This window comes from Bacillus sp. MT94 (assembly GCF_058792475.1).
This window is the reverse complement of the sequence record NZ_JBXAEZ010000002.1, coordinates 245,364-268,388: the sequence shown is the minus strand read 5'-3', so window position 1 is coordinate 268,388 and position 23,025 is coordinate 245,364. Positions and strand designations below refer to the sequence as shown.

Below are 23,025 nucleotides of genomic sequence, written 5' to 3'. Positions count from 1 at the left end.
AAATTAGTTTGGGCTTTTTATTTGTATAATAAAGCAGGAAGAATCAATGTACATATGGAATACAACAATAATTAAATTGAAACAGAAAGAGGAAATGAAATGAAAAAAGTATGGAAATCAATGGATTATTCATTGTTACTTCCTCTTGTTATCTTATGTGTGCTGGGAGTAATAATGGTATATAGTTCTAGTTCCATTGTTGCGATTTCGAGATTTGATAAACCAGCAAATTTCTTTTTTAAAAGACAATTAATTACTTTAGTTGTTGGGACAATAGTATTAATAATTATTGCTACTATCCCATATAAAGTTTGGAGAAAACGAATTTTTTTGTTGGGGAGTTACGGTGCTAGTGTTGCCTTATTAGCTGCAGCTGCCTTTTTCACTAAGAAAGTAAACGGTGCAAACGGCTGGATATTTGGAATACAGCCTGCAGAATTTGTTAAGATAACAGTTATTCTTGTCTTAGCTCATTTCTTTGCCAAAAGACAAGAAACGAATACACCTGTTTCCAAAGGGTCAGGTCCAGTACTTATTGGTGTTGGTATAATCATGTTTTTAATATTAAAGCAAAATGATTTAGGTACTGATTTGTTAATTGCAGGAACAGTAGGAATTATGTTTCTTTGTTCGGGAGTACAGGTTAACTTATGGATTAAACGAATTGCTTTAACTTCTATAGTATGGATTCCGGCACTATATCTTCTTGGTAATTATGCATTAAATCCATATCAAAAGGCACGTTTTTCTGTTTTCCTTGATCCGTTTAATGATCCTCAAAAGGATGGATTTCAATTAGTGAATTCATTTATTGGAATTGCTTCTGGAGGACTTAATGGTAGAGGTTTAGGGAATAGTGTACAAAAATATGGTTATTTACCAGAACCGCAAACGGATTTTATAATGGCAATTATATCTGAAGAACTTGGTTTTATAGGTGTAGCTATCATTTTAATCTGTTTATTACTTATTATTATTCGGTCATTTAGAGTTGCACAAAAGTGTACAGATCCATTTGGAAGTTTAATAGCTATCGGAATTGCAAGCTTGTTTGGAGTTCAAACGTTTATCAATGTCGGTGGTATGTCTGGAGTAATACCGCTAACAGGGGTACCATTACCGTTTGTTAGTTACGGCGGAAGTTCTTTATTAGCTAATCTACTTGCAATGGGAATACTACTCAATATTGCTAGTCACGTGAAACGACAAGAGAAACAACAGAATGGTCTAATGAAAGAAAGAGAACAAAATGGACCACATCTTGTAGTTGTAAAATAAAAAACACATCGTGCTTTAGAGCAGGATGTGTTTTTTATTTTCAAGTAGTTTTAAATATGATGTATTAATTTCTCTTTCAGTTAAAAGATGTATCACATTTGTTTAAATGTGATATACAATTAAGTTGTTAGAAAAGGAAGAGGTATGCTATACTATTTTTGTGAAACAAATTGCACAGAAAACTTATCATTTGTTAAAAAATAAGGTATGATGGATAAAAATAAAGTGAAGCTTTCTAAGTATAATATAATGTGGAAAGTGAAGAACTTCACGCTTTTTAAAGTGTGTATATATTTTATCTCTAGAGTGGTAGGAAAGTAGAGGGGGAAAATCATGACAAAGCTGCAACGTATTCAAAAAGTATTGGTAGCTAACCGTGGAGAGATTGCAATTCGTGTGTTTCGAGCTTGTTCGGAACTTGGATTAAAAACAGTTGCAATCTATTCGAAAGAGGATAGTGGTTCTTATCATCGCTATAAAGCCGATGAGTCCTATTTAGTTGGGGAAGGAAAAAAACCAATTGATGCTTATCTAGATATTGAAGGCATTATTGAGATTGCAAAAAGTAATCATGTAGATGCAATCCACCCTGGATATGGTTTCTTGTCAGAAAATATTCAATTCGCGAAACGTTGCGAAGAAGAAGGAATTATCTTTATCGGTCCGAAAAGTAAGCATTTAGATATGTTTGGAGATAAAGTGAAAGCAAGAACACAAGCGCAGCTAGCACAAATTCCAGTTATACCTGGTAGTGATGGTCCAGTAGATTCATTAGAAGAAGTCGAAAAATTTGCTGAAAAGTATGATTACCCGATTATTATTAAAGCGTCCCTTGGTGGTGGCGGTCGTGGTATGCGTATTGTGCGTACTAGTGAGGAATTAGGAGAATCATATAATCGAGCAAAATCAGAAGCGAAAGCAGCCTTTGGTAATGATGAAGTTTACGTCGAAAAATTCGTTGAAAAACCTAAACATATAGAAGTACAAATTTTAGCAGATGAAGAAGGCAATGTTGTTCATTTATACGAGCGTGACTGTTCTGTACAACGTCGCCATCAAAAAGTTGTAGAAATAGCACCGAGTGTATCACTTTCAGATGATCTGCGTCAGCGTATTTGTGATGCTGCTGTGAAGTTAACGAAAAATGTAAACTATTTAAATGCAGGGACAGTAGAATTCCTTGTAAAAGATGATGAGTTTTACTTTATTGAAGTAAATCCACGTGTTCAAGTAGAACATACGATTACAGAGATGATCACAGGAGTGGATATCGTTCAATCACAAATTTTAATAGCTGATGGACATGCATTACATAGTAAAATAGTAGGTGTTCCGAAGCAAGAGGAAGTGGTTGTACACGGATTTGCAATCCAATCTCGGGTAACAACTGAAGACCCACTAAATAATTTTATGCCGGATACAGGAAAAATTATGGCGTATCGATCAGGCGGTGGTTTTGGTGTGCGTCTTGATACAGGAAATAGCTTCCAAGGTGCAGTTATTACACCATACTACGATTCTTTACTTGTAAAAGTTACAACTTGGGCACTTACTTTTGAGCAAGCTGCTGCAAAAATGGAACGTAACTTAAAAGAATTCCGTATTCGTGGTATTAAAACAAATATTCCATTCCTAGAGAATGTAGTAAAACATAAAAACTTCTTATCAGGAGAATATGATACTTCGTTTATTGATGTGTCACCTGAACTATTCTTGTTCCCAAAACGTAAAGACCGCGGAACGAAAATGTTAAATTATATTGGTTCAGTAACAGTAAATGGCTTCCCAGGAGTAGGGAAAAAAGAAAAGCCAATATTCCCAGATGCTCGTATTCCATGTTTAAAACATTCAGAGCCAATCCAAAATGGAACGAAACAAATTTTGGACGAGCGTGGAGCAGATGGATTAGTAAAATGGGTACAGGATCAAAACCGTGTACTTTTAACGGATACAACATTCCGTGATGCACATCAGTCATTACTTGCAACTCGTATTCGTACAAAAGATTTACATCAAATTGCAGAGCCAACAGCGAGAATGTTACCAAACCTATTCTCAGCTGAAATGTGGGGAGGTGCAACGTTTGATGTCGCGTATCGTTTCTTAAAAGAAGATCCATGGGAACGATTACTAGATCTTCGTGAAAAAATGCCGAACGTTTTATTCCAAATGTTACTACGTTCGTCAAACGCAGTTGGCTACAAAAACTATCCAGATAATTTAATTCAAAAATTTGTGGAGTGTTCTGCTCAAGCAGGCATTGATGTGTTCCGTATTTTTGATAGTTTAAACTGGGTAGAAGGTATGAGAGTTGCAATTGATGCTGTACGAGATACTGGTAAAATTGCAGAAGCAACAATGTGCTACACAGGAGATATTCATGATCCATTACGTAGTAAATATGATTTGAATTATTATAAAAACTTAGCAAAAGAGTTGGAAGCATCGGGAGCTCACATTTTAGGTATTAAAGATATGGCTGGCTTACTAAAACCAAACGCAGCATATGATTTAGTTTCAGCATTAAAAGAGACGGTATCGATTCCGATTCACCTGCATACGCACGATACGAGTGGAAATGGTATATTAACGTATACGAAGGCAATTGAAGCAGGTGTTGATATTGTCGATGTAGCAGTGAGTTCTATGGCTGGTCAAACGTCACAACCGAGTGCGAACACATTATTCTATGCACTAGGTGGAAATGAAAGACAACCAGATGTTAATATCGATTCTTTAGAAAAGCTATCTCATTATTGGGAAGATGTACGCAAATACTATGCACCGTTTGAAAGTGGTATGAATGCACCTCACACAGAGGTATATATGCATGAAATGCCAGGTGGACAGTATAGTAATCTTCAGCAACAAGCGAAGGCGGTTGGTTTAGGAGATCGCTTTGATGAAGTGAAAGTAATGTACCGTCGTGTGAATGACATGTTTGGAGATATTGTAAAAGTAACACCATCATCAAAAGTTGTTGGCGATATGGCGTTATTTATGGTTCAAAACCACCTGACAGAACAAGATGTTTTAGAGCGTGGACATGCTTTGGACTTCCCTGGATCTGTTGTTGAAATGTTCTCTGGTGATTTAGGTCAACCGTACGGTGGTTTCCCGAAAGAATTGCAAAAGATTATTTTAAAAGGGAAAGAGCCGTTAACAGTAAGACCAGGTGAACTACTAGAGCCAGTAGATTTCGACGCGTTAAAAGAAGAATTATTCCATAAACTTGGACGCGAAGTAACAATTTTTGATGTAGTTGCATATGCATTATATCCAAAAGTATTTATGGACTATGAAAAAGTTGCTGAGCTTTATGGAAATGTATCTGTACTTGATACACCGACATTCTTCTATGGTATGAGACTAGGTGAAGAAATTGATGTGGAAATTGAACAAGGTAAGACATTGATGGTTAAACTTGTATCAATTGGAGAACCACAGCCGGATGGAAATCGTGTCCTTTACTTGGAATTTAATGGTCAACCACGTGAAATTGTCGTGAAAGACGAGAGTGTGAAAGCAACAGTTGCACAACGTGTGAAAGGAAACCGTGAAAATCCAAATCACATTAGTGCAACAATGCCAGGAACGGTAATTAAAGTAGTTGTAAAAGAAGGCGATGAAGTGAAAAAAGGCGATTCTATGGCAATTACAGAAGCGATGAAAATGGAAACGACAGTTCAAGCGCCGTTCAATGGTAAAGTGAAAAAAGTATATGTTAACGATGGTGATGCAATTCAAACGGGTGATTTACTTATTGAATTAGATCACTAAAATAAAAAAAGAGCTGTGTAAATATACAGCTCTTTTCTTTATTGCAAAAAATCCCTTGCCGAATTGGCAAGGGATTTTAGTTTTAAATTATTTTGTTTGTTTAGAAGTTGATCCGGCTTCTTTTGCATTCACTTTACTTCTTGTTCCTAACATAACTAAATAGCATAGTACGGCAAACAAGCAAGAAATGAATAGAGAATGTAACAATGCCATTGCTAAACTAGCGTTTGTAAATACAACTAAAATTCCTACTACAGCTTGAAGTGTAACAAGGATAAATGAAATGATCCATCCCCAATATACTACAGGTTGCTGTTTGTAATGACGAATAGCGAGAATCATCGCGTAAAGTATCCAAGCAAAAATTAACATTGCTGCAACTCTATGGCCCATTTGAACCCATTCATGTAGTTGAGTTGGCATAGGTCTGTTTTTGCTACATAAAGGAAAGTCTGGACAGGCTAAGCTAGCTCTTTCGTGACGTACTAAAGCACCTGTGTAGACGACGATATAACTGTAAATTGTTACACCATAAATATGAAATTTCATTTTTTTGTCCATAATAAGAGAACGTGCATCAAATTTTTGGTCAATTTCAAAGATAAGACACGTTAATAAAATGACAGAAGCAAATGAAATTAAGGAAATACCGAAATGGATAGCAAGTACAGCTGGCATTTGTCCCCAAACAACTGCTGCTGCTCCCATTAATGCTTGTGCAACTAAAAATACGAAGGATAAAATTGCTAACGTTTTTGTTTCACGCACATGTTTATAATATTTCCAGGACAAAATACAAAGGAGAGTGACAAGAATTCCAGCTGATCCTGATGTTAATCGGTGGCTAAGTTCAATAATAGTTTCCATTGATAAATTAGATGGAACAAATTCACCGTTACAAAGTGGCCATGATTTACCACAACCTTGACCAGAACCTGTTTTTGTAACTAAAGCGCCTCCTAATAAAACTATTAATAAATCAAGGCTTGTAATGACTGCTAACCATTTAATAAAGCGTTGCAATCTCTTTCACCATCTTTCTGCTATGAAGTTATTGCGAAATATTTTCATTCCATTATGTATAGAATAAAACGCGCTAGTTCCTATGATATATAAAAAATAATAAAATAGCAAAGAAATGGAGGGGAAAGGAAAGGGGGAGAAAATAGGTGTAAAAACAGGGTTCCTAAGGAAAAAATTAGGTGAAAAATAGGCTATTTTGAAAAGAAATGGGGAGAATACGTGTTAAATAGGATAAAATAGTTTATTATAGAAGGTAACATCATGTTATGATAAGGACAAGTCAGAATGAAGTTTTTTATATTCGACACAAAAAGTTCATGTTTTCTTCACAAAATGTTCGGGAAATATGATTTAATATATTGGAGTATGGGCGTAGATTAGTAGTAGAATGGGTTAACAATGTTTCTACTGTAATAATATTGTTATATAGAAGCGAATTATTTCATTTGAAATAGGCGCAAAAAGAAAGATGAAAGTTTTAAGAGGGGGTTAGAGTGATGAACCATGCAACAAGTGAGCTGCATGATGAGTCCGCTGTTACAAGTGTACCGGAAACAACTCGGATACAAGATTTAAAAGCACTCGTTAAAATGGGGATTGTAAACTCAAATACACTTACTGTATTTACAGGATTTTGGTTGGCATTACACTTTAATGGATTAAGTGTAATGGACAATCTGGATAAGTTATTCTTTACAATCGTTGGTTCTGGATTAGTTATGGCAGGGGTATGTTGCTTAAACAACTACATTGATCGAGACATCGATCCATTAATGGAAAGAACAAAGACCCGTCCAACGGTTACTGGAAAATATAAACCAGGATTTGCACTTACATTTGGACTAGTCATATTACTTCTTGGTTTTGTATTTTTATTATTAACAACACCAATGGCAGTCTTAATGGGATTTATTGGTGCTTTCACATATGTTGTTCTATATAGTTTATGGACAAAGAGAAAGTATACACTAAATACTGTTGTAGGTAGTATATCTGGTGCAGTTCCACCTTTAATTGGATGGGCAGCAATCGATCCATCTTTAGGTCATCCAATTGCTTGGATGTTATTTTTAATTATGTTTATTTGGCAAATCCCACATTTCCTTGCATTAGCGATGAAACGTGTTGATGAATATCGAAATGCAGGAATTCCAATGCTTCCTGTAGTTCATGGATTTGAAATTACGAAACGCCAAATTATGATTTGGACAGTATGTTTATTACCACTACCATTTTATATGAGTGGACTAGGGATAACATTTATGGTAATTGCAACACTGCTTAACATCGGATGGATCGCTTTAGGATTTTATGGATTCCGTAAGAAAGATGACATAAAATGGTCTGTGCAAATGTTTGTTTATTCCCTAAATTATTTAACAATCTTATTTGTATCAATGATTGTAGTTACATTCTTCTAAGACAACGACATAATTGGATTTCTTTACGTTGAGATTTACTTTACTTAACTATAAAGTACAATCTAATTCACAAGGAAAGTGGGGGTTGTTTGTATGAAGAAACAGTGGCGACTGCTTTCGTTCGTTTCACTGCTGGCTTTACTGTTAGGGGGATGCGGTAAAGCCTTTCAATCTACTTTAATTCCGCAAGGAGAAGTAGCAAAAATGCAATATGATTTACTTCTACTGGCAAGTGCAATCATGGTAGGAGTAGTACTAGTAGTTACTATTATTTTCTTGTATGTAATTGTGCGTTTCCGACAAAAGAAAGGTCAGGAAGATTATATTCCAGAGCAAGTTGAAGGAAATCACAAGCTAGAAATTATATGGACAGTTATTCCGATTATTCTTTTACTAATCTTAGCTGTTCCAACGGTTACATATACATTCAAACTTGCTGATGTAAGTGCGATGGAGAAAAAGAATATTGATAAAGATACTATCGTTGTTGATGTAACAGCGAATCTTTATTGGTGGGAATTTTCTTATAAATCAGAAAAGATAGTAACTTCGCAAGATTTAGTCATCCCCACAGGTAAGAAAGTGTATTTAAATTTGAAGGGTGCCGATATTAAACACTCATTTTGGGTTCCATCTTTAGCTGGGAAAATGGATACAAATACAGACAATGTGAACAAAATGTGGTTAAAGGCAGATAAATCGGGCACTTATAATGGTTTTTGTACAGAATTTTGCGGCCCATCACATTCTTTAATGCAATTTAAAGTGAAAGCTTTAGATGAAAGCGAGTACAAAAATTGGCTTGCTGATATGAAGAAGATTGATGGGAAGAAAGAAGTAGCTTCAACAAAGGCGCAAGAGGGCCAAGAAATATTTAATAAAAGCTGTATTGGTTGTCACGCAGTTGGATCTAATGATAGTAGACCACCTTCCGCTCGTATCGCACCAAACTTAGCAAACTTTGCGGATCGCGATATGGTTGCCGGTATTGCCGAAAACAATGAAGAAAACTTAAAAAAATGGCTGAAAGATCCTGAAAATATGAAGCCAGGAAACAAAATGACTGGCAAATATGGCAACTTAACGGATGATCAAATTGATGCATTAAATGCATACTTACAAACGTTAAAAGTTGAAAAGTAAAGAGGGATTATTCGCGAAGGGGAGGTTGAAAACGTGAGTTCTGTAGCAAAAAAACAGGGGATGGGTGCTGTCATATGGGATTATTTAACGACAGTAGACCATAAAAAGATTGCCATTCTCTATTTAATTGCAGGTGGATTGTTTTTTGTAATAGGCGGAATAGAAGCTCTATTTATTCGCCTTCAATTAGCGATTCCTAACAACGCTTTTCTTGTTGGGGATGCTTATAATCAAGTATTGACGATGCACGGTACAACAATGATTTTCCTCGCAGCTATGCCACTCGTGTTTGCATTTATGAACGCCGCTGTACCACTTCAAATTGGTGCACGTGATGTAGCGTTCCCGTTTTTGAATTCACTCGGATTTTGGTTATTTTTCTTTGGTGGAGTATTTTTAAATTTAAGTTGGTTTTTAGGTGGAGCACCTGATGCAGGATGGACATCTTATGCATCTTTAGCTTTAGCCTCTAAAGGTCATGGTGTTGATTTCTATGTACTCGGTTTGCAAATCTCAGGTATTGGTACATTAATTGGAGGGATTAACTTCCTTGTCACCATTATTAATATGCGTGCGCCAGGAATGACGTATATGCGTATGCCGATGTTTACATGGACGACATTTGTAACATCTTCGCTTATATTATTCGCTTTTCCACCGTTAACTGTAGGATTAGGACTTTTAATGTTAGATCGTTTATTTGGAACAAGTTTCTTTAATCCAGCATTGGGTGGGAATACAATTATATGGGAGCATTTATTCTGGATTTTCGGTCATCCAGAAGTATACATTCTTATACTCCCAGCTTTCGGAATATTCTCAGAAATCTTCGCGACATTTTCGAAAAAACGATTGTTTGGTTATTCATCGATGGTGTTTGCGACTGTATTAATTGGATTTTTAGGATTTATGGTATGGGCGCATCATATGTTTACTGTTGGACTTGGTCCAGTTGCTAATGCTATTTTCTCAGTTGCAACAATGGCGATTGCGGTTCCGACTGGTATCAAAATATTCAACTGGCTCTTTACAATGTGGGGCGGAAATATTCGTTTTACGACACCGATGATGTGGGCAGTAGCTTTCATTCCATCATTCGTCATGGGTGGAGTTACAGGGGTTATGCTAGCATCTGCACCAGCTGATTATCAATTTCATGATAATTATTTCGTAGTAGCACATTTTCATTATGTAATCGTTGGCGGTGTTGTATTTGGTTTACTTGCAGGAGCTCATTATTATTGGCCACTGATGTTTAATAAAGTATTAAATGAAACATTAGGAAAGATAACGTTTTGGCTATTCTTTATCGGTTTCCATTTAACGTTCTTTATTCAGCATTTCCTTGGCTTGATTGGTATGCCGCGCCGTTACTACACATATCTTGAAGGGCAAGGGTTGGAAATGGGGAATATGATTAGTTCTATCGGAGCGGTGTTTATGGCTCTTGGGACGATTGTTCTTCTATTCAATGTAATTAAAACGACAGTATCAAAAGAAAAAGCTGGTCGTGATCCGTGGGATGCACGTACATTAGAATGGACGATGCCAGCACCGACACCAGAATATAACTTTAAACAACTACCATTTGTTCGCGGATTAGATCCGTTTTGGATTGAAAAACGTGAAGGTAATAAAGAGATGACAGCAGCGGAACCAATTGGTGATATTCATATGCCAAATCCTTCGTTTTCACCATTTGTCATTTCTTTCGGATTGTTTATAGCGGCATTTGGTGCAATGTATATGCAGGGCGGAAAAGATAAGTTCTGGTTATTAGTAGCAATTATTGGTTTAATCATTACATTTGGCGCAATGTTCCTACGTTCAGTAATCGATGATCATGGATACCATATTCATAAGGAAGATTTAGATGATAAGGGGGGCAAGGCATAATGCATGTAGATGAAAAATTAACGAATGAAACATTTCCAGCAGAGCCTGAAAAAGCAACCCTTGAAGGGAAAAATAAGTTTGTCGGTTTTTGGTTATTTCTTGGAGGCGAAACAGTGTTGTTCGCTTCCTTATTCGGAACATATTTAGCATTAAAGAATTCTACAAATGGTGGACCAACATCTCAAGAAATGTTCCAAATGCCACTCGTTTTCATTATGACGATGCTTTTATTAACGAGTAGCTTAACAAGTGTATATGCGATGTATCACATGAAAAACTTTAACTTTAAGAAAATGCAACTTTGGTTACTAGTAACTGTATTGCTAGGTTTAGGATTTTTAGGGTTTGAGATATATGAGTTTTATCATTATACACATGAATTTAAGCATACTATGAGAAGTAGTGCGTTTGGCTCTGCATTTTATGCTCTTGTTGGTACACATGGACTCCACGTATTGTTTGGGTTGTGTTGGATTTTAACATTAATCTTTAGAAATGCGAAGAGAGGTCTAAATTTATACAATGCACCGAAGTTTTATGTTGCATCAATTTATTGGCACTTTATTGACGTAGTTTGGGTGTTTATTTTCACTGTAGTATATTTAATGGGAATGGTGGGATAAACAATGGCGATAAAGCAAACAAATAATCCTAAAGTTGATCTTGTTTATCGGAAGAGAAAAAGTGCGGAGGAAATGAAGCATCAAGTTATTACGTTTGCATTAATGATTTTTTTAACATTAGTTGCATTTGTAGCAGTGGCGTATCCAAAAACTTTTAGTCCGACTTTCTCTGTGCCATTTATTTTACTATTAGCAGTGGTACAAGTAATTTTTCAATTGTATTATTTTATGCATATGAGCCATAAAGGACATGAAGCAGCAAGTTTCTTTCTTTACTCTGGCCTGCTAATAGGGTTAATTACAATTTTAGCTTTTATGACAATTGTGTGGATTTGAAAAGTGAAATATAAGGGAGCTTGTGTTGTCACAGCTCCCTCTTCATATTATGGGATAACCTTACGAAGGTAGGTGTGAAAATGAGTAACTTGTGGATATTTGGTTTTCAGGCTTTATGGAGTCCAATTTTTTTATTATTTATGCTTTCGATTCTTATTGGGTACTTCTTAATTATTGGACCTTATAGAATGCGATTTGAAAATGCGACGAAGGTAAGTAAGAAGCAAATTTTTTATTTTACGACTGGTATTGTTCTTTTGTATTTTGTAAAGGGAGGGCCTATTGATTTAATTGGCCATATTATATTTAGTGCTCATATGTTTGAAATGGCAGTCATGTATATTGCAGTTCCACCGTTACTGTTGCTTGGTATACCAACTTGGTTATATCGTTACATTACTTCTTTTAAGTTCGTTCAAATTATATTAAAGGTATTTGCTAAACCACTTATTGCGTTGTTTGTATTTAACGGCCTGTTTTCTTTTTATCATTTACCAGTTGTTTTTGATACGGTAAAACAAAGTCAAATTGCTCATCCTATTTGTCTCGCTATATTGTTTTTTACAGCAATCATGATGTGGTGGCCGATGTTAAATCCATTACCAGAATATCAAACGTTAAGTGATATAAAGAAACTTGGTTACATGTTTGCTAATGGTATATTATTAACGCCAGCTTGTGCGTTAATAATTTTTGCGACAGCCCCGTTATTTGCAACGTATACGGATCCGGCTGCTTGGATGAAAGCGATGGAACTATGTGTACCAGCGGGCACTTTATCAGATTTAAATATAACGGGACCGGAATTTTTGCACTGGATGCCAGTAGTACAAGACCAGCAAACTGGTGGTATCATAATGAAAATTGTCCAGGAAATAGTGTACGGTACAATTATAGGCTATGTATTCTTTAGATGGGCACGTAGAGAACGTGAAAAGGATAAGGAGCAGTTGCAACAATTGCCGCCGTATTTACAAACTAAGTAAAAAAGGTGTATGGGATTCCATACACTTTTTTTACTTAGTTTTAGCTTCTTATTAAAGATTGAATTTTCTAATTATTTATGTTAAGTTAGTGTAGGCGTGTACTAAAAGTGGATATAAAATTTACTACTAGCTTTCATGTGTAATAATTCCATATGTAGTGCAAGTTTTTTAGAGAGTTACAAATATATATTGTTATCTTTAATAAACACGAACTATTTTAAGGGGGAATTTAAATGGGTAGTAGTGGAAGTATGGTAAAGCCGATTAGTGGTTTTTTGACAGCGCTAATTCAATATCCAGTACCAGTAGTAGAGTCACGTGCAGACATTGATAAACAAATTCAACAAATCATAAAAACAATTCATTCGACCAAATCAGGTTACCCTGGATTAGAATTGATAGTATTTCCTGAATATAGTACACAAGGGCTCAATACAAAAAAATGGACTACAGAAGAATTTTTATGTACAGTGCCTGGGCCAGAAACAGACTTATTTGCTGAGGCATGTAAGGAATCTAAAGTATATGGTGTTTTTTCAATAATGGAAAAAAAACCTGATGGTGGAGAGCCATATAATACAGCAGTTATTATTGATCCACAAGGTGAAATGATTTTGAAGTATCGTAAGCTAAATCCTTGGGTGCCAGTCGAGCCTTGGAAAGCTGGAGATTTAGGCTTACCTGTTTGTGATGGACCTGGAGGAAGTAAATTAGCTGTTTGTATTTGTCATGATGGCATGTTCCCTGAAGTAGCTCGTGAAGCGGCCTATAAAGGTGCAAATGTCTTGATTCGTATTTCTGGGTATAGCACACAAGTTAGTGAACAATGGATGCTAACCAATCGTTCAAATGCATGGCAGAATTTAATGTATACATTGTCGGTAAACTTAGCGGGTTATGATGGTGTATTTTATTACTTTGGTGAAGGACAAGTATGTAATTTTGATGGGACTACTTTAGTACAGGGGCATCGAAATCCTTGGGAGATTGTTACTGCTGAAGTATATCCAGAACTAGCAGACCAGGCTAGATTAGGATGGGGATTAGAAAATAATATATATAATCTAGGTTCAAGAGGATATGTAGCAACTCCTGGTGGGGTGAAAGAAAATCCATATACGTTTGTAAAAGATTTAGCTGAAGGTAAATATAAGGTTCCTTGGGAAGATGAGATTAAAGTAAAAGATGGATCTATTTATGGATATCCAGTAAAAAAAACGATTCATTCTTAGGGAGGGAAAAAACAAGCGCATCATATTGATGCGCTTGTTTTTGTTAATCAATAATTTGAAGTTCTTTTAACTCTTTTTCGACATTTTGTAGGAGTTGTTCACTTTTTTGAAGTACATTCGTTGGGAAAGTCTCATCATCGCCATATTCAACGCCGTGAGGATAATAATGTTTTCCTAATAAGGGAGGGAGTAGTTTTACTTCAGCGTGTCTACTGCCAATGTCACCTTCAACAGCGACGCCTTGCACTCGCAAATAATAAACATCCTTTAATATTTCAAATTTATAATCGTATGTAACCCGTTCATAATCCCACTGTCCAGCAAGTACGAAGTGGTTGTTTTCCATGATTTCAGTTAAAAGAGTTAATTCAACGACGGCTCCATTAAATTTCGTATTTGTAAATTGCATATAATACCTCCTTTTTTTATGTTACACCATTATTTTTATAATAGTATGAATAATAAGAAAGTGCAATTCAAATTGAGAGAAAAGGGATAATCCAGACTTTTTTCACAAAAATATGATATAGTGAAAAGAGTACGGTACACACAAAAAGAAAGAAAAGGATTTGTGTATATCTCAATTTTATGTTTTGTTCAGGAGGTATATCGTTTGAAGAAATTATTGCGTATCGTAATGATTACAATTTTAATTTTAGCTGTTGATTTATACGGGAAATTACTCGTTTCACAATATATATTAACCCCATCTCAATCAAAGCAAGAAAATAAAATTGTGAAAAAGAAAAAGCAAATTAAGGAAGACTCCTCAGACACTGTTTTAAATATGATTGGTGAAGACTCTGAAAATTTATTAGCGAAGTGGGGAGAACCCTCTCGAATAGAGCCATCTGCATACGGATATGAATGGTGGGTATACAATCAGGATTTAACTCAGTATGTTCAATTCGGAGTTTCTGAACGTAAAGTTATAACGGCGTACGCTGCTGGTGAACAAGTTAAGGTTCCACCTTATTATATAAATGAAAAATATGAAGAAGTATATAAAAAAAGTCCGCTTTCGCATGAAATTTCATTAAAAAGAGGGAAAAATAGTTATCAATTTGAACTATCTGATACCGAAGTCATGGAACAACCGTTAATACCTGTAGAAGATGGATGGGCGCAATTGTATTTTGATCAATTTACACATGAGCTTGTGGGTGTTCGTTATATGGATGATGAAACTTTATTACGCCAAAGACCATATCAGCTCGTTTATTCAGGTGAATTAATAGCAGAACAACCATTGACTCCAGAAAAGATAAAACAAGTAGAAAATGGGAATATGCAACAAATTTTTGATTTAACAAATATCATTCGAAGTCGTCATAAATTACCATTATTAACATGGGATCAGGAAACGGCAGATGTTGCTGTTGGTCACAGTAAAGATATGAAAGACAATAATTATTTTTCTCATGACTCACCTACATTAGGTACGCTAGGAGATCGTTTGCAGCGCGGGAAAGTAGGATTTCAACTTGCTGGTGAGAACATAGCGGCGCAACATAGTGATGGAATTGCGGCAGTGCAAGGTTGGTTAAATAGTGAGGGGCATAGAAAGAATTTATTAAATGAACAATTTACAGGATTAGGTGTTGGTGTATACGATAAATTTTATACACAAAACTTTATTCGAAAATAAAGCGAAACTGTAAGCGGTGGGGTGTTACATCACCTAATTAGTTACTTCGTATTCACTGAATTGTAGGTGGGAATCTGACCGTATGCAAATAGCAGAAAAAAAGGTGCATGAATCGTCTAAAAATAGGCGAACCATGCGCCTTTTTTTTCTTACTATATAGTAGATATACATGGAGAGGTGAGGATTATGCCAACAACAAAAGGGCCGTTACATCCATCGGTTCAACAGTTTAAAGAATTTGTAAACCATCACCCTAAAATGGTTCATGAGGTTAGAAGTGGTCACAAAACTTGGCAACAATTTTATGAAGAATGGTACTTACTGGGTGAAGAAGATCCAATATGGGCAACTTATAGACCGGATGGAGCGCCTGCGTTTTCTTCGGTAAAAGAAAATGAAAAAGAAAAAGAAAAAGATAATCGAACTGAAGAGGAAAAAACTGCTGATGTGATGGGGCAAATGCTTTCTTTTTTTAAAAAGTTGGACGTGGAACAAATGCAGAACCATTTAGCTAATGTGACGAGTGCTATTGGGAGCGTGCAACAAGTTATTCAGCAATTTCAAGGTAACCGTACGCAGCAAGAACAAAGTACTTCAGAAAATAACCCGTTTTTCTTTCAAAAGGATTAGGGGGAAAGATGATGAGAGCAGAAATTATGGAGTTTATAAAGGCTGATGAGGATTTATCTCGCTATATTAGAGAGCAACCGTACTGGTATAGAAAATTAACACGAAATCCTGAAGAAAAAGAGGCTTTTGAGTTAGCGGCGATGCAACATTTCAAAAAAACAATACCAGATAAAGTGGAAAAATTTCAAAATCAATTGGCTGTTGCTTCGATCATGATTGATATGTTTCAGTATATGAAGCAACAAAATGCAACCTAATTACAAGTGAAAAATATGTCCGTCATGCAGAACTTTTGTTACAATAGAGATTGATTATTTAAAAAGGAGTTGCAGCATGACGGAAATTTGTTTAGTACGACATGGACAAACTGATTGGAATTTTCAAGAAATTATTCAGGGGCGAGAAGATATTCCGCTTAATGAAGTTGGTAAGAAGCAAGCGAGTCAAAGTGCAGCTGCTTTACAAGAAGAAACGTGGGATATCATTATAAGTAGCCCGTTAATTAGAGCGCAAGAAACGGCTAATGAAATCGCAAAGGCGGCTGGATTACAATCGATTTTATTAGATGATCGATTTGTTGAACGGAATTTTGGAGAAGCTTCAGGGAAGCCAGTTGCGACTGTTAGAGAGTTGATTGCTGAGGGTAAAGTAGAAGGTATGGAGCAAGATGAAGAGATTGTAGCTCGTTGCTTTGCTGCTTTAGAAGATGTTGCAACAACTCATTTTGGCAAACGTATTATTATTGTTGCTCACTCACACGCGATAAAAGCAATTTTACATGCCATTGAACCAGATGAAATTACATTTAAGACACCATTAAAAAATGCGTGTATTAGTTATGTGAAACAAAATAGTGGGAAATGGGATGTTCTTAAATATAATATAGCGGAACATATTACTGTATAAGTGTGTACGGATATAGTGTGAAAATAGTTTCATTATATCTTTCTTTTGAGTAAGTCACTTCAATTAGTAGTTCTAATCTAAATGTGGTATGATGGATACTCGGAGGTGTCTCTCATGATTGTAGCGACGCTAGAAAGCGTATTAATATTAGATAAGGCAGAGCAGCTTGCAAAAGCGATTATCTGTTCAGATATAGCAGAAGATTATCGTAAGTATTATAGAGAATTACATGAAGATATGGAACTTCAGACGTTAATTCAGCAATTTACAGCGATGAAAGAACGGTATGAGGAAGTACAGCGTTTTGGAAAATACCATCCTGACTACACTACCGTATCAATGAAAATGAGAGAATTAAAGCGTTCTGTGGACTTACATGATAAGGTTGCAGCTTTTAAAAGAGCAGAAACTGCTTTGCAGAAGTTATTAGATGAAGTTAGTGTAGCAATCGGTTCGGAAGTGTCTTCTTCCATTAAAGTGCCAACAGGGAATCCATTCTTTGATGCTGGTGGCTGTGGTGGAGGTTGTGGTACTGGCGGAGGTTGTGGTTGTAAAAAAACGGGGTGATGTACCCCGTTTTTTAGAAGTTGGAAGGAAACGTATACAGAGTTTGTCCTGTAATGTTATAAATTTCTGATTGGTTTTCATAGAATATAAAATATATGTTTTTAAAAGGAGAAGATGGAGAAGATTATGTTCGGGCAACGACAAAGTATGATTGTTTATTTACATTCATTGAAACATGCCAAGATTTTAAGGAAATATGGTAACATACATTACATATCAAAACGATTAAAATATGCTGTAGTATATTGTGACATGGAACAAATTGAGCATATGATGCATAAATTGAACAAACTTCCTTTTGTGAAAAAGATAGAACAGTCGTATCGCCCGTATTTAAAAACGGAATTTGAAAATTCCCGTCCTGATCGAGCAAAAGAATACGATTATAGCTAATAGAAAAAATCCCCTGCTAAATTTAGCGGGGGATTTTTTAATTGAAATAAAGTGTTATTTCATCGGAGGAATGAAATTGTTCATTCGTAAAATACCAATTAAATGATTAAAAAATAGTTCTTTTTCTGGGAAAGTTGTAGATGGCTTTACAGTAAAAGTAGCCACTTTTTTTCCGAGTTGCTCTGCCGTTTCTTCAAATAAAATGACACGTTTACTTTTTTTATTTTCAAATACAGGAATGCCTTCACGACATATGTATAATGGTTGGAAATCACCAGTAGTAGTTGGTTTTAATATTACAACAAGCGAACACACTTTTTTATCGTTTTTTATCGTTTCAAATTGTAACATATGTGCTATACGTTCTTGATTTGTTTTGGCAATTTCAAGTAATTCATATAAATCAGAGTAGCCTTCTCCGAGTTCTATAAAGCGTTGAATCATATTTTTTCCTCCTCTTTCTTTTACTGTACCATTTCACTTTTTAAATGAAAAGCACACAAAGAAAAAAAACCCTGCATAGCAGGGCCCTTCTTATACTAGCATGTACTAGTAAGAAGGCAAAGGGAGAGGAGAAACCGGAGGAAGAACTTATGGGGAAACGTAAGTCTTCTCCGCGGTTGGCAACAACATCGAAGGTGATGTTGTTATAATTATTTATGTCCAATCTAAATGAAGATATACATAATGAAATTAAATTTTATGTCAGGCTTTTTATTTTTCTTTTTTTTATTTTGTGATAGGATAAAAAAGATAAAGTGGAACTAATATACATATTGGATTCATATTAGTGAATGATGAGATGAATACATAAAAATAATGAGTGGTTATTTGATGCTGAGTTTTCTAATATTTTGGTGAATGTAATTTGTTAACGGTTACCGAAGTGGGAATGGCTTTCTATAATCGCTCGATAGATTGAAATAAAGGTAGTGACAACAGATGAGAGTAGTTTCAGGAAAATGTAAAGGACACCCACTTAAAGCGGTTCCTGGTAATACAACACGTCCAACGACAGATAAAGTAAAAGAATCTATTTTTAATATGATAGGTCCTTATTTTGATGGTGGTATCGCCCTTGATTTATTTGGTGGTAGTGGTGGCCTTGGAATTGAGGCTTTGAGCAGAGGGATCGATAAAGCGATTTTTGTTGATAGGGATAGTAAAGCGATAAAAGTAATTCATCAAAATTTAGAAAGTTGTAGAATACAGGAACAAGCTGAAGTATATCGAAATGATGCGGAACGTGCAGTAAAGGCGCTTATAAAACGTGAAATGTCATTCGATCTTATATTAATAGACCCACCATATAAAGAGCAAAAAATTGTATCTTTAATTAGTGTAATGGATCAACATGGATTGCTACATAGTGATGGATTAATTATGGCAGAGCATGGTAATGATGTGGTTTTACCTGATTCAATAGGAAAGCTTGTAAAAGTACGAGCTGAGAATTATGGGATTACTGCAATATCGATTTATAAGTATGAAGGTGAGGGGACAGAATGACAAGTATAGCTATTTCTTCAGGAAGTTTTGATCCAATTACCCTTGGGCATCTGGATATTATTAAAAGGGGAGCAAAAGTATTTGATGAGGTGTACGTAGTCGTTTTAAACAATTCATCTAAAAAACCATTCTTTTCAGTTGAAGAGCGATTAGAACTAATTCGAGAAGCGACAAAGGATATCCCGAATGTAAAAGTAGATTCGCATAGTGGGCTGTTAGTAGAGTATGCAAAAATGCGTAATGCAAATGCAATATTACGTGGTTTACGAGCAGTTTCTGATTTTGAATATGAGATGCAAATTACTTCTATGAATCGAAAATTAGATGAAAATATTGAAACATTTTTTATTATGACAAACAACCAATATTCATTTTTAAGCTCGAGTATTGTGAAAGAAGTTGCGAGGTATGGAGGAAGTGTAGTAGATCTTGTGCCTCCTATTGTAGAGCGTGCTTTAAAAGAAAAGTTTCAAACCCCGTTAAAGTGAACGGGGTTTTTCTTTATACGTGCGAAAAAATAATAAAATAACATATAAATATAGACAAAATAATGTAAAAATTGGTCCGTAATGTATAAAAGATGTCCAAATTTCATGTAGTATAGAAGGATGCTTGGATAAAAATACAGGAATATCTTTTTGCATAGGTGAGAAAGAACTTACTTTCTCATAAAATGGTGTCCAAAATATAAATGTAAAAATAGGGGCAAGAATACTTTGAATAATTCGTGCGAAAAAATAGGGTTTAAATCGGATGTCTGTTTCAGCTAATATGCTAGCAACTTGTGCCTGAATAGAAAGACCGCTAAATGCTAAAATGAAGCTTGTTACCATAGCTTGTTGTAAGAGGGGTGTTTCATTTATTTGACTAATCATTTGGCTTCCGAGTGTCATTTCGAAAACACCTGATAATATAGGTATACTAAAATCTGTACTTAGTTGGAAGAATGATAAAATATGTTGCATAATAAAAGAAAGAGCTGCTGTAATGTGGAATACAGTAATCATTTTATTTAACACAGAGAATAAAATAATAAATCCGCCAATCATAAGTAATGTTTGAATAGAAGAAACGATAGCATCCCCAAGTAATTTACCGATTGGTCTTTTTTCTTGTAAGCGTGTCTCGTGAAGAATTAAAAAAGGGTTTTGAAAGCGGCGTTTTTTTGTAGTGTGTGTATTATTTTTGTAAGCGGTATTATGGCCGTAAAAACGCATAATTAATCCGACAGCAAAGTTACTTAAATAATGGGCAGCCGCTAATATAATCCCTAATTTTGGATTATTAAAAAAACCGATAGACACAGCACCGAAAATAAAAAGTGGATTAGAAGAATTTGTGAAAGAAACGAGGCGCTCCGCTTCAATCTGAGTTAAAAGGTTGCTTTTTCGTAGTCTAGCGCTTAGTTTGGCGCCTGCAGGGAAACCTGAAGCCATTCCCATTGCCCAAACGAATCCACCTATCCCTGGAACGCGAAAAAGTGGGCGCATGAGTGGTTCTAATATAACGCCAATAAATTTTACAACACCGATACTAATTAGAAGTTCCGCAATGATGAAAAACGGTAGTAGTGAAGGGAATACAACTTCCCACCATATATTTAACCCGCGAATAGAAGCTTGTAAAGCGGCTTGGGGGTGGAGTACAAGAGAAAAGGTTAAAAAAAGCGTTGATATGGTAAGGAAAGCGGTTTTCCATTTTTCATACATGTAAGTAAATCCCCCTTTGTCCCAAAAAACGTTCATTTCAGTATACGTGGATACGTAGTGAATTTAGACCATAAGTATGAAAAAGGAATGAAAAAAATTAAAGGGTGAGAAAAATGAAAGAACCAAAGATTGGTTTAGCACTTGGGTCTGGAGGAGCGAAAGGGTTTGCTCATATTGGTGTAATAAAGGTTTTAAGGGAAGCTGGTATCCCTATTCATATGATTGCAGGAAGTAGTATGGGGGCGCTAATAGGTACGTTTTATGCGGCAAGTAGTAACGTTGAAAGATTGTATAAATTGGCATCTGTTTTCAAGCGGAAGTATTATTTAGATTTCACGGTACCGAAAATGGGATTTATTGCTGGAAAACGTGTCAAAGATATGATTAAAATGTTTACATATAATAAAAATTTAGAAGAGTTAGATATCCCGACGGCTGTTGTGGCTACTGACATATTGAAGGGGGAAAAAGTGGTTTTTACAAGTGGACCAGTTGCAGATGCGGTGAGGGCTAGCATATCTGTTCCTGGAGTGTTTGTACCAGAAAAAATAGATGGACGATTATTAGTGGATGGTGGGGTTATTGATCGTATCCCAGTATCGGTTGTGAAAGAATTAGGGGCCGATATTGTTATCGCTGTGGATGTGTCTCCAATTAAGGTGAATGGCGATGTTACGTCCATTTATGACGTAATCATGCAAAGTATAGAAATTATGCAGCATGAGCTTGTAATGAATCGGCAAATTGCATCGGATTTAATGATGCGACCAGCTGTAGAGCAATTTAGTTCACGTGCTTTTACAAACATTGAAGACATTATTCGAGTTGGAGAAGTAGAAGCGGAAAAACATGTTTCAAATATTTATTTATTAATTGAGCAGTGGAAGGAGAAACATAATGTTTAAGCGTTTTCGGTTTATATATGCAATCTTAATAGGGGTTATATTGGCGATGTTACTTGTTTACGTGCGTTTACCGTATTATGTAACAAAACCAGGAATGGCTGCCAAATTAGAGCCTTACGTTCAAGTTGAGGGTGGAACGAAAGAATCTGGTGATTTTATGCTTGTTACGGTTTCAATGGGACCAGCAAATGTGGTGAATTTAATAGCGGCACAGTTTAATAAATATACACATATTTCAAAAGCGGAAGAAATATTGCAAAAAGGTGAGAGTAATGAAGAATATCAATTTCGCCAAAATTATGCGATGAAAGATTCACAAAATGCAGCAATTTATAATGCATATAAACGTGCAAATCGCTCCGTTTCTTTTGAAAATAAAGGTGTATTAGTTGCTGGTGTGGCAAAAGGAATGCCGTCAGAAGGAAAGCTTAAGCTTGGTGATGTTATTATAGCTGTTGATGGAAAAACATTTGAAAAGACGGAGCAATTTATTGAATATATGACTGGGAAAAAAGAAAGCGATGCTGTAAGTATTGAGTACATGAGAAATGGAAAACAATTGAAAGAAAATTTAAATGTAAAGAAGATTCCTAATGGGAATGGACGTGTCGGTATAGGTGTTTCTATCGTTACGGAAAGAGAATTAGTGGTCGATCCGAAAGTGAAAATTAATTCTCATGAAATTGGTGGACCATCCGCAGGTTTAATGTTCACATTAGAAATATATAATCAACTTGTGGAAGAAGACTTAACAAAAGGACATGAAATAGCTGGAACAGGTACAATTAATGAAAAAGGAGAAGTTGGCCCGATTGGTGGTATAAATCAAAAAGTGGTGGCTGCTAGCGATGCTGGGGCTGAGGTGTTCTTTGCGCCAAATGAAAAAGGAGCGGAGAAATCGAACTATAAAGATGCACTTGAGACTGCAAAGGACATTAAAACAAAAATGAAAATTGTACCAGTGGATACGCTGGATGATGCGTTAATATATTTAGAAAAGATGGATAAGGAAAAAACCTCTCTGAAATAGAGAGGTTTTT

23 protein-coding genes are annotated in these 23,025 nt (G+C 35.6%); 19 read left to right on the top strand and 4 right to left on the bottom strand.

Annotated features, from left to right (window positions below; translation table 11 throughout):
- Positions 1-99 precede the first annotated feature (99 nt).
- Both AC1Q51_RS06955 and pyc read left to right on the top strand, forming a co-directional pair.
- Positions 100-1,278 carry an FtsW/RodA/SpoVE family cell cycle protein gene (locus tag AC1Q51_RS06955; RefSeq protein ID WP_016512362.1) on the top strand — a complete coding sequence of 393 codons (1,179 nt, stop codon included), beginning with the start codon at positions 100-102 and terminating at the stop codon, positions 1,276-1,278.
- 333 nt (positions 1,279-1,611) lie between these two features.
- Entirely contained in the window at positions 1,612-5,058 is a 3,447-nt protein-coding gene (gene pyc, locus AC1Q51_RS06950; RefSeq protein ID WP_000164055.1) for a pyruvate carboxylase, read from the top strand.
- Positions 5,059-5,145: 87 nt separating this feature from the next.
- Here pyc and ctaA read toward each other — a convergent pair whose 3' ends face one another.
- Positions 5,146-6,081, bottom strand: a complete 936-nt coding sequence (gene ctaA / locus AC1Q51_RS06945) for a heme A synthase (RefSeq protein WP_001188740.1) — start codon at positions 6,079-6,081, stop codon at positions 5,146-5,148.
- Between the two features lie 497 nt (positions 6,082-6,578).
- Between ctaA and ctaB the strand changes: the two genes are divergently transcribed.
- From ctaB to AC1Q51_RS06910, 7 genes are all read left to right on the top strand, one after another.
- On the top strand, positions 6,579-7,502 hold the full coding sequence (ctaB, locus tag AC1Q51_RS06940; RefSeq protein WP_001015053.1) for a protoheme IX farnesyltransferase: 924 nt from the start codon (positions 6,579-6,581) through the stop codon (positions 7,500-7,502).
- A 93-nt stretch (positions 7,503-7,595) separates the two neighbouring features.
- Positions 7,596-8,645 carry a cytochrome c oxidase subunit II gene (coxB, locus tag AC1Q51_RS06935; protein WP_000745273.1) on the top strand — a complete coding sequence of 350 codons (1,050 nt, stop codon included), beginning with the start codon at positions 7,596-7,598 and terminating at the stop codon, positions 8,643-8,645.
- Between the two features lie 60 nt (positions 8,646-8,705).
- Entirely contained in the window at positions 8,706-10,541 is a 1,836-nt protein-coding gene (ctaD, locus tag AC1Q51_RS06930) for a cytochrome c oxidase subunit I (protein WP_170924972.1), read from the top strand.
- A complete protein-coding gene (ctaE, locus tag AC1Q51_RS06925) occupies positions 10,541-11,164 on the top strand; it encodes a cytochrome c oxidase subunit III (RefSeq protein WP_000557861.1) in 624 nt (207 codons plus the stop codon). The genes ctaD and ctaE overlap by 1 nt, the downstream gene beginning before the upstream one ends.
- Positions 11,165-11,167: 3 nt before the next feature.
- Positions 11,168-11,500, top strand: coding sequence for a cytochrome c oxidase subunit IVB (gene ctaF, locus AC1Q51_RS06920; protein ID WP_000985703.1), 333 nt, complete (start codon positions 11,168-11,170; stop codon positions 11,498-11,500).
- A gap of 80 nt (positions 11,501-11,580) precedes the next feature.
- The gene (ctaG, locus tag AC1Q51_RS06915) at positions 11,581-12,486 is read left to right on the top strand and encodes a cytochrome c oxidase assembly factor CtaG (protein WP_000069031.1); all 906 of its coding nucleotides are present in this window, start codon (positions 11,581-11,583) and stop codon (positions 12,484-12,486) included.
- Positions 12,487-12,719: 233 nt separating this feature from the next.
- Entirely contained in the window at positions 12,720-13,718 is a 999-nt protein-coding gene (locus tag AC1Q51_RS06910) for a formamidase (RefSeq protein WP_000535799.1), read from the top strand.
- A gap of 43 nt (positions 13,719-13,761) precedes the next feature.
- Here the strand turns inward: AC1Q51_RS06910 and AC1Q51_RS06905 are convergent, their stop codons facing one another.
- Positions 13,762-14,127 (bottom strand): YugN family protein, encoded by a 366-nt coding sequence (locus tag AC1Q51_RS06905; RefSeq protein WP_001160948.1) that lies wholly within the window; start codon positions 14,125-14,127, stop codon positions 13,762-13,764.
- A 204-nt stretch (positions 14,128-14,331) separates the two neighbouring features.
- Here AC1Q51_RS06905 and AC1Q51_RS06900 point away from each other — a divergent pair, with 204 nt between their 5' ends.
- The 6 genes from AC1Q51_RS06900 to AC1Q51_RS06875 all read left to right on the top strand — a co-directional run bounded on the left by AC1Q51_RS06900 (position 14,332) and on the right by AC1Q51_RS06875 (position 17,862).
- Positions 14,332-15,366, top strand: coding sequence for a CAP domain-containing protein (locus AC1Q51_RS06900; RefSeq protein WP_000735387.1), 1,035 nt, complete (start codon positions 14,332-14,334; stop codon positions 15,364-15,366).
- Positions 15,367-15,552: 186 nt separating this feature from the next.
- A complete protein-coding gene (locus AC1Q51_RS06895; protein ID WP_098284576.1) occupies positions 15,553-15,996 on the top strand; it encodes a YlbD family protein in 444 nt (147 codons plus the stop codon).
- Between the two features lie 11 nt (positions 15,997-16,007).
- Positions 16,008-16,253, top strand: a complete 246-nt coding sequence (locus AC1Q51_RS06890; RefSeq protein ID WP_001200990.1) for a YlbE-like family protein — start codon at positions 16,008-16,010, stop codon at positions 16,251-16,253.
- A gap of 76 nt (positions 16,254-16,329) precedes the next feature.
- On the top strand, positions 16,330-16,902 hold the full coding sequence (locus tag AC1Q51_RS06885) for a histidine phosphatase family protein (protein WP_053563739.1): 573 nt from the start codon (positions 16,330-16,332) through the stop codon (positions 16,900-16,902).
- 114 nt (positions 16,903-17,016) lie between these two features.
- Positions 17,017-17,469 (top strand): YlbF/YmcA family competence regulator, encoded by a 453-nt coding sequence (locus tag AC1Q51_RS06880; RefSeq protein ID WP_000634366.1) that lies wholly within the window; start codon positions 17,017-17,019, stop codon positions 17,467-17,469.
- A 126-nt stretch (positions 17,470-17,595) separates the two neighbouring features.
- Positions 17,596-17,862: a YlbG family protein gene (locus AC1Q51_RS06875; protein WP_002082261.1), complete on the top strand. Its 267-nt coding sequence runs from the start codon at positions 17,596-17,598 to the stop codon at positions 17,860-17,862.
- 54 nt (positions 17,863-17,916) lie between these two features.
- On the opposite strand, the gene AC1Q51_RS06870 is transcribed toward AC1Q51_RS06875, so the two are convergent.
- Entirely contained in the window at positions 17,917-18,306 is a 390-nt protein-coding gene (locus AC1Q51_RS06870; RefSeq protein ID WP_000616017.1) for a DUF7147 family protein, read from the bottom strand.
- A gap of 498 nt (positions 18,307-18,804) precedes the next feature.
- Between AC1Q51_RS06870 and rsmD the strand changes: the two genes are divergently transcribed.
- The gene (gene rsmD, locus AC1Q51_RS06865; RefSeq protein WP_001266976.1) at positions 18,805-19,371 is read left to right on the top strand and encodes a 16S rRNA (guanine(966)-N(2))-methyltransferase RsmD; all 567 of its coding nucleotides are present in this window, start codon (positions 18,805-18,807) and stop codon (positions 19,369-19,371) included.
- Positions 19,368-19,859 (top strand): pantetheine-phosphate adenylyltransferase, encoded by a 492-nt coding sequence (coaD, locus tag AC1Q51_RS06860; RefSeq protein ID WP_000200601.1) that lies wholly within the window; start codon positions 19,368-19,370, stop codon positions 19,857-19,859. The genes rsmD and coaD overlap by 4 nt, the downstream gene beginning before the upstream one ends.
- On the opposite strand, the gene ylbJ is transcribed toward coaD, so the two are convergent.
- Positions 19,851-21,080, bottom strand: a complete 1,230-nt coding sequence (ylbJ, locus tag AC1Q51_RS06855; protein ID WP_000273089.1) for a sporulation integral membrane protein YlbJ — start codon at positions 21,078-21,080, stop codon at positions 19,851-19,853. The two genes, coaD and ylbJ, sit on opposite strands and share 9 nt — an antisense overlap.
- A gap of 113 nt (positions 21,081-21,193) precedes the next feature.
- Between ylbJ and AC1Q51_RS06850 the strand changes: the two genes are divergently transcribed.
- The gene (locus tag AC1Q51_RS06850; RefSeq protein WP_000662590.1) at positions 21,194-21,985 is read left to right on the top strand and encodes a patatin-like phospholipase family protein; all 792 of its coding nucleotides are present in this window, start codon (positions 21,194-21,196) and stop codon (positions 21,983-21,985) included.
- Positions 21,978-23,015, top strand: a complete 1,038-nt coding sequence (locus AC1Q51_RS06845) for a SepM family pheromone-processing serine protease (protein ID WP_098284578.1) — start codon at positions 21,978-21,980, stop codon at positions 23,013-23,015. The genes AC1Q51_RS06850 and AC1Q51_RS06845 overlap by 8 nt, the downstream gene beginning before the upstream one ends.
- Positions 23,016-23,025: the final 10 nt, after the last annotated feature.

Coding starts and splice junctions, on each gene's coding strand:
- AC1Q51_RS06955 (WP_016512362.1), top strand. CDS start 100: ATGAAAAAAGTATGGAAATCAATGGATTATTCATTGTTACTTCCTCTT.
- pyc (WP_000164055.1), top strand. CDS start 1,612: ATGACAAAGCTGCAACGTATTCAAAAAGTATTGGTAGCTAACCGTGGA.
- ctaB (WP_001015053.1), top strand. CDS start 6,579: ATGAACCATGCAACAAGTGAGCTGCATGATGAGTCCGCTGTTACAAGT.
- coxB (WP_000745273.1), top strand. CDS start 7,596: ATGAAGAAACAGTGGCGACTGCTTTCGTTCGTTTCACTGCTGGCTTTA.
- ctaD (WP_170924972.1), top strand. CDS start 8,706: ATGGGTGCTGTCATATGGGATTATTTAACGACAGTAGACCATAAAAAG.
- ctaE (WP_000557861.1), top strand. CDS start 10,541: ATGCATGTAGATGAAAAATTAACGAATGAAACATTTCCAGCAGAGCCT.
- ctaF (WP_000985703.1), top strand. CDS start 11,168: ATGGCGATAAAGCAAACAAATAATCCTAAAGTTGATCTTGTTTATCGG.
- ctaG (WP_000069031.1), top strand. CDS start 11,581: ATGAGTAACTTGTGGATATTTGGTTTTCAGGCTTTATGGAGTCCAATT.
- AC1Q51_RS06910 (WP_000535799.1), top strand. CDS start 12,720: ATGGGTAGTAGTGGAAGTATGGTAAAGCCGATTAGTGGTTTTTTGACA.
- AC1Q51_RS06905 (WP_001160948.1), bottom strand. CDS start 14,127: ATGCAATTTACAAATACGAAATTTAATGGAGCCGTCGTTGAATTAACT.
- AC1Q51_RS06895 (WP_098284576.1), top strand. CDS start 15,553: ATGCCAACAACAAAAGGGCCGTTACATCCATCGGTTCAACAGTTTAAA.
- AC1Q51_RS06890 (WP_001200990.1), top strand. CDS start 16,008: ATGAGAGCAGAAATTATGGAGTTTATAAAGGCTGATGAGGATTTATCT.
- AC1Q51_RS06885 (WP_053563739.1), top strand. CDS start 16,330: ATGACGGAAATTTGTTTAGTACGACATGGACAAACTGATTGGAATTTT.
- AC1Q51_RS06880 (WP_000634366.1), top strand. CDS start 17,017: ATGATTGTAGCGACGCTAGAAAGCGTATTAATATTAGATAAGGCAGAG.
- AC1Q51_RS06875 (WP_002082261.1), top strand. CDS start 17,596: ATGTTCGGGCAACGACAAAGTATGATTGTTTATTTACATTCATTGAAA.
- AC1Q51_RS06870 (WP_000616017.1), bottom strand. CDS start 18,306: ATGATTCAACGCTTTATAGAACTCGGAGAAGGCTACTCTGATTTATAT.
- rsmD (WP_001266976.1), top strand. CDS start 18,805: ATGAGAGTAGTTTCAGGAAAATGTAAAGGACACCCACTTAAAGCGGTT.
- coaD (WP_000200601.1), top strand. CDS start 19,368: ATGACAAGTATAGCTATTTCTTCAGGAAGTTTTGATCCAATTACCCTT.
- ylbJ (WP_000273089.1), bottom strand. CDS start 21,080: ATGTATGAAAAATGGAAAACCGCTTTCCTTACCATATCAACGCTTTTT.
- AC1Q51_RS06850 (WP_000662590.1), top strand. CDS start 21,194: ATGAAAGAACCAAAGATTGGTTTAGCACTTGGGTCTGGAGGAGCGAAA.
- AC1Q51_RS06845 (WP_098284578.1), top strand. CDS start 21,978: ATGTTTAAGCGTTTTCGGTTTATATATGCAATCTTAATAGGGGTTATA.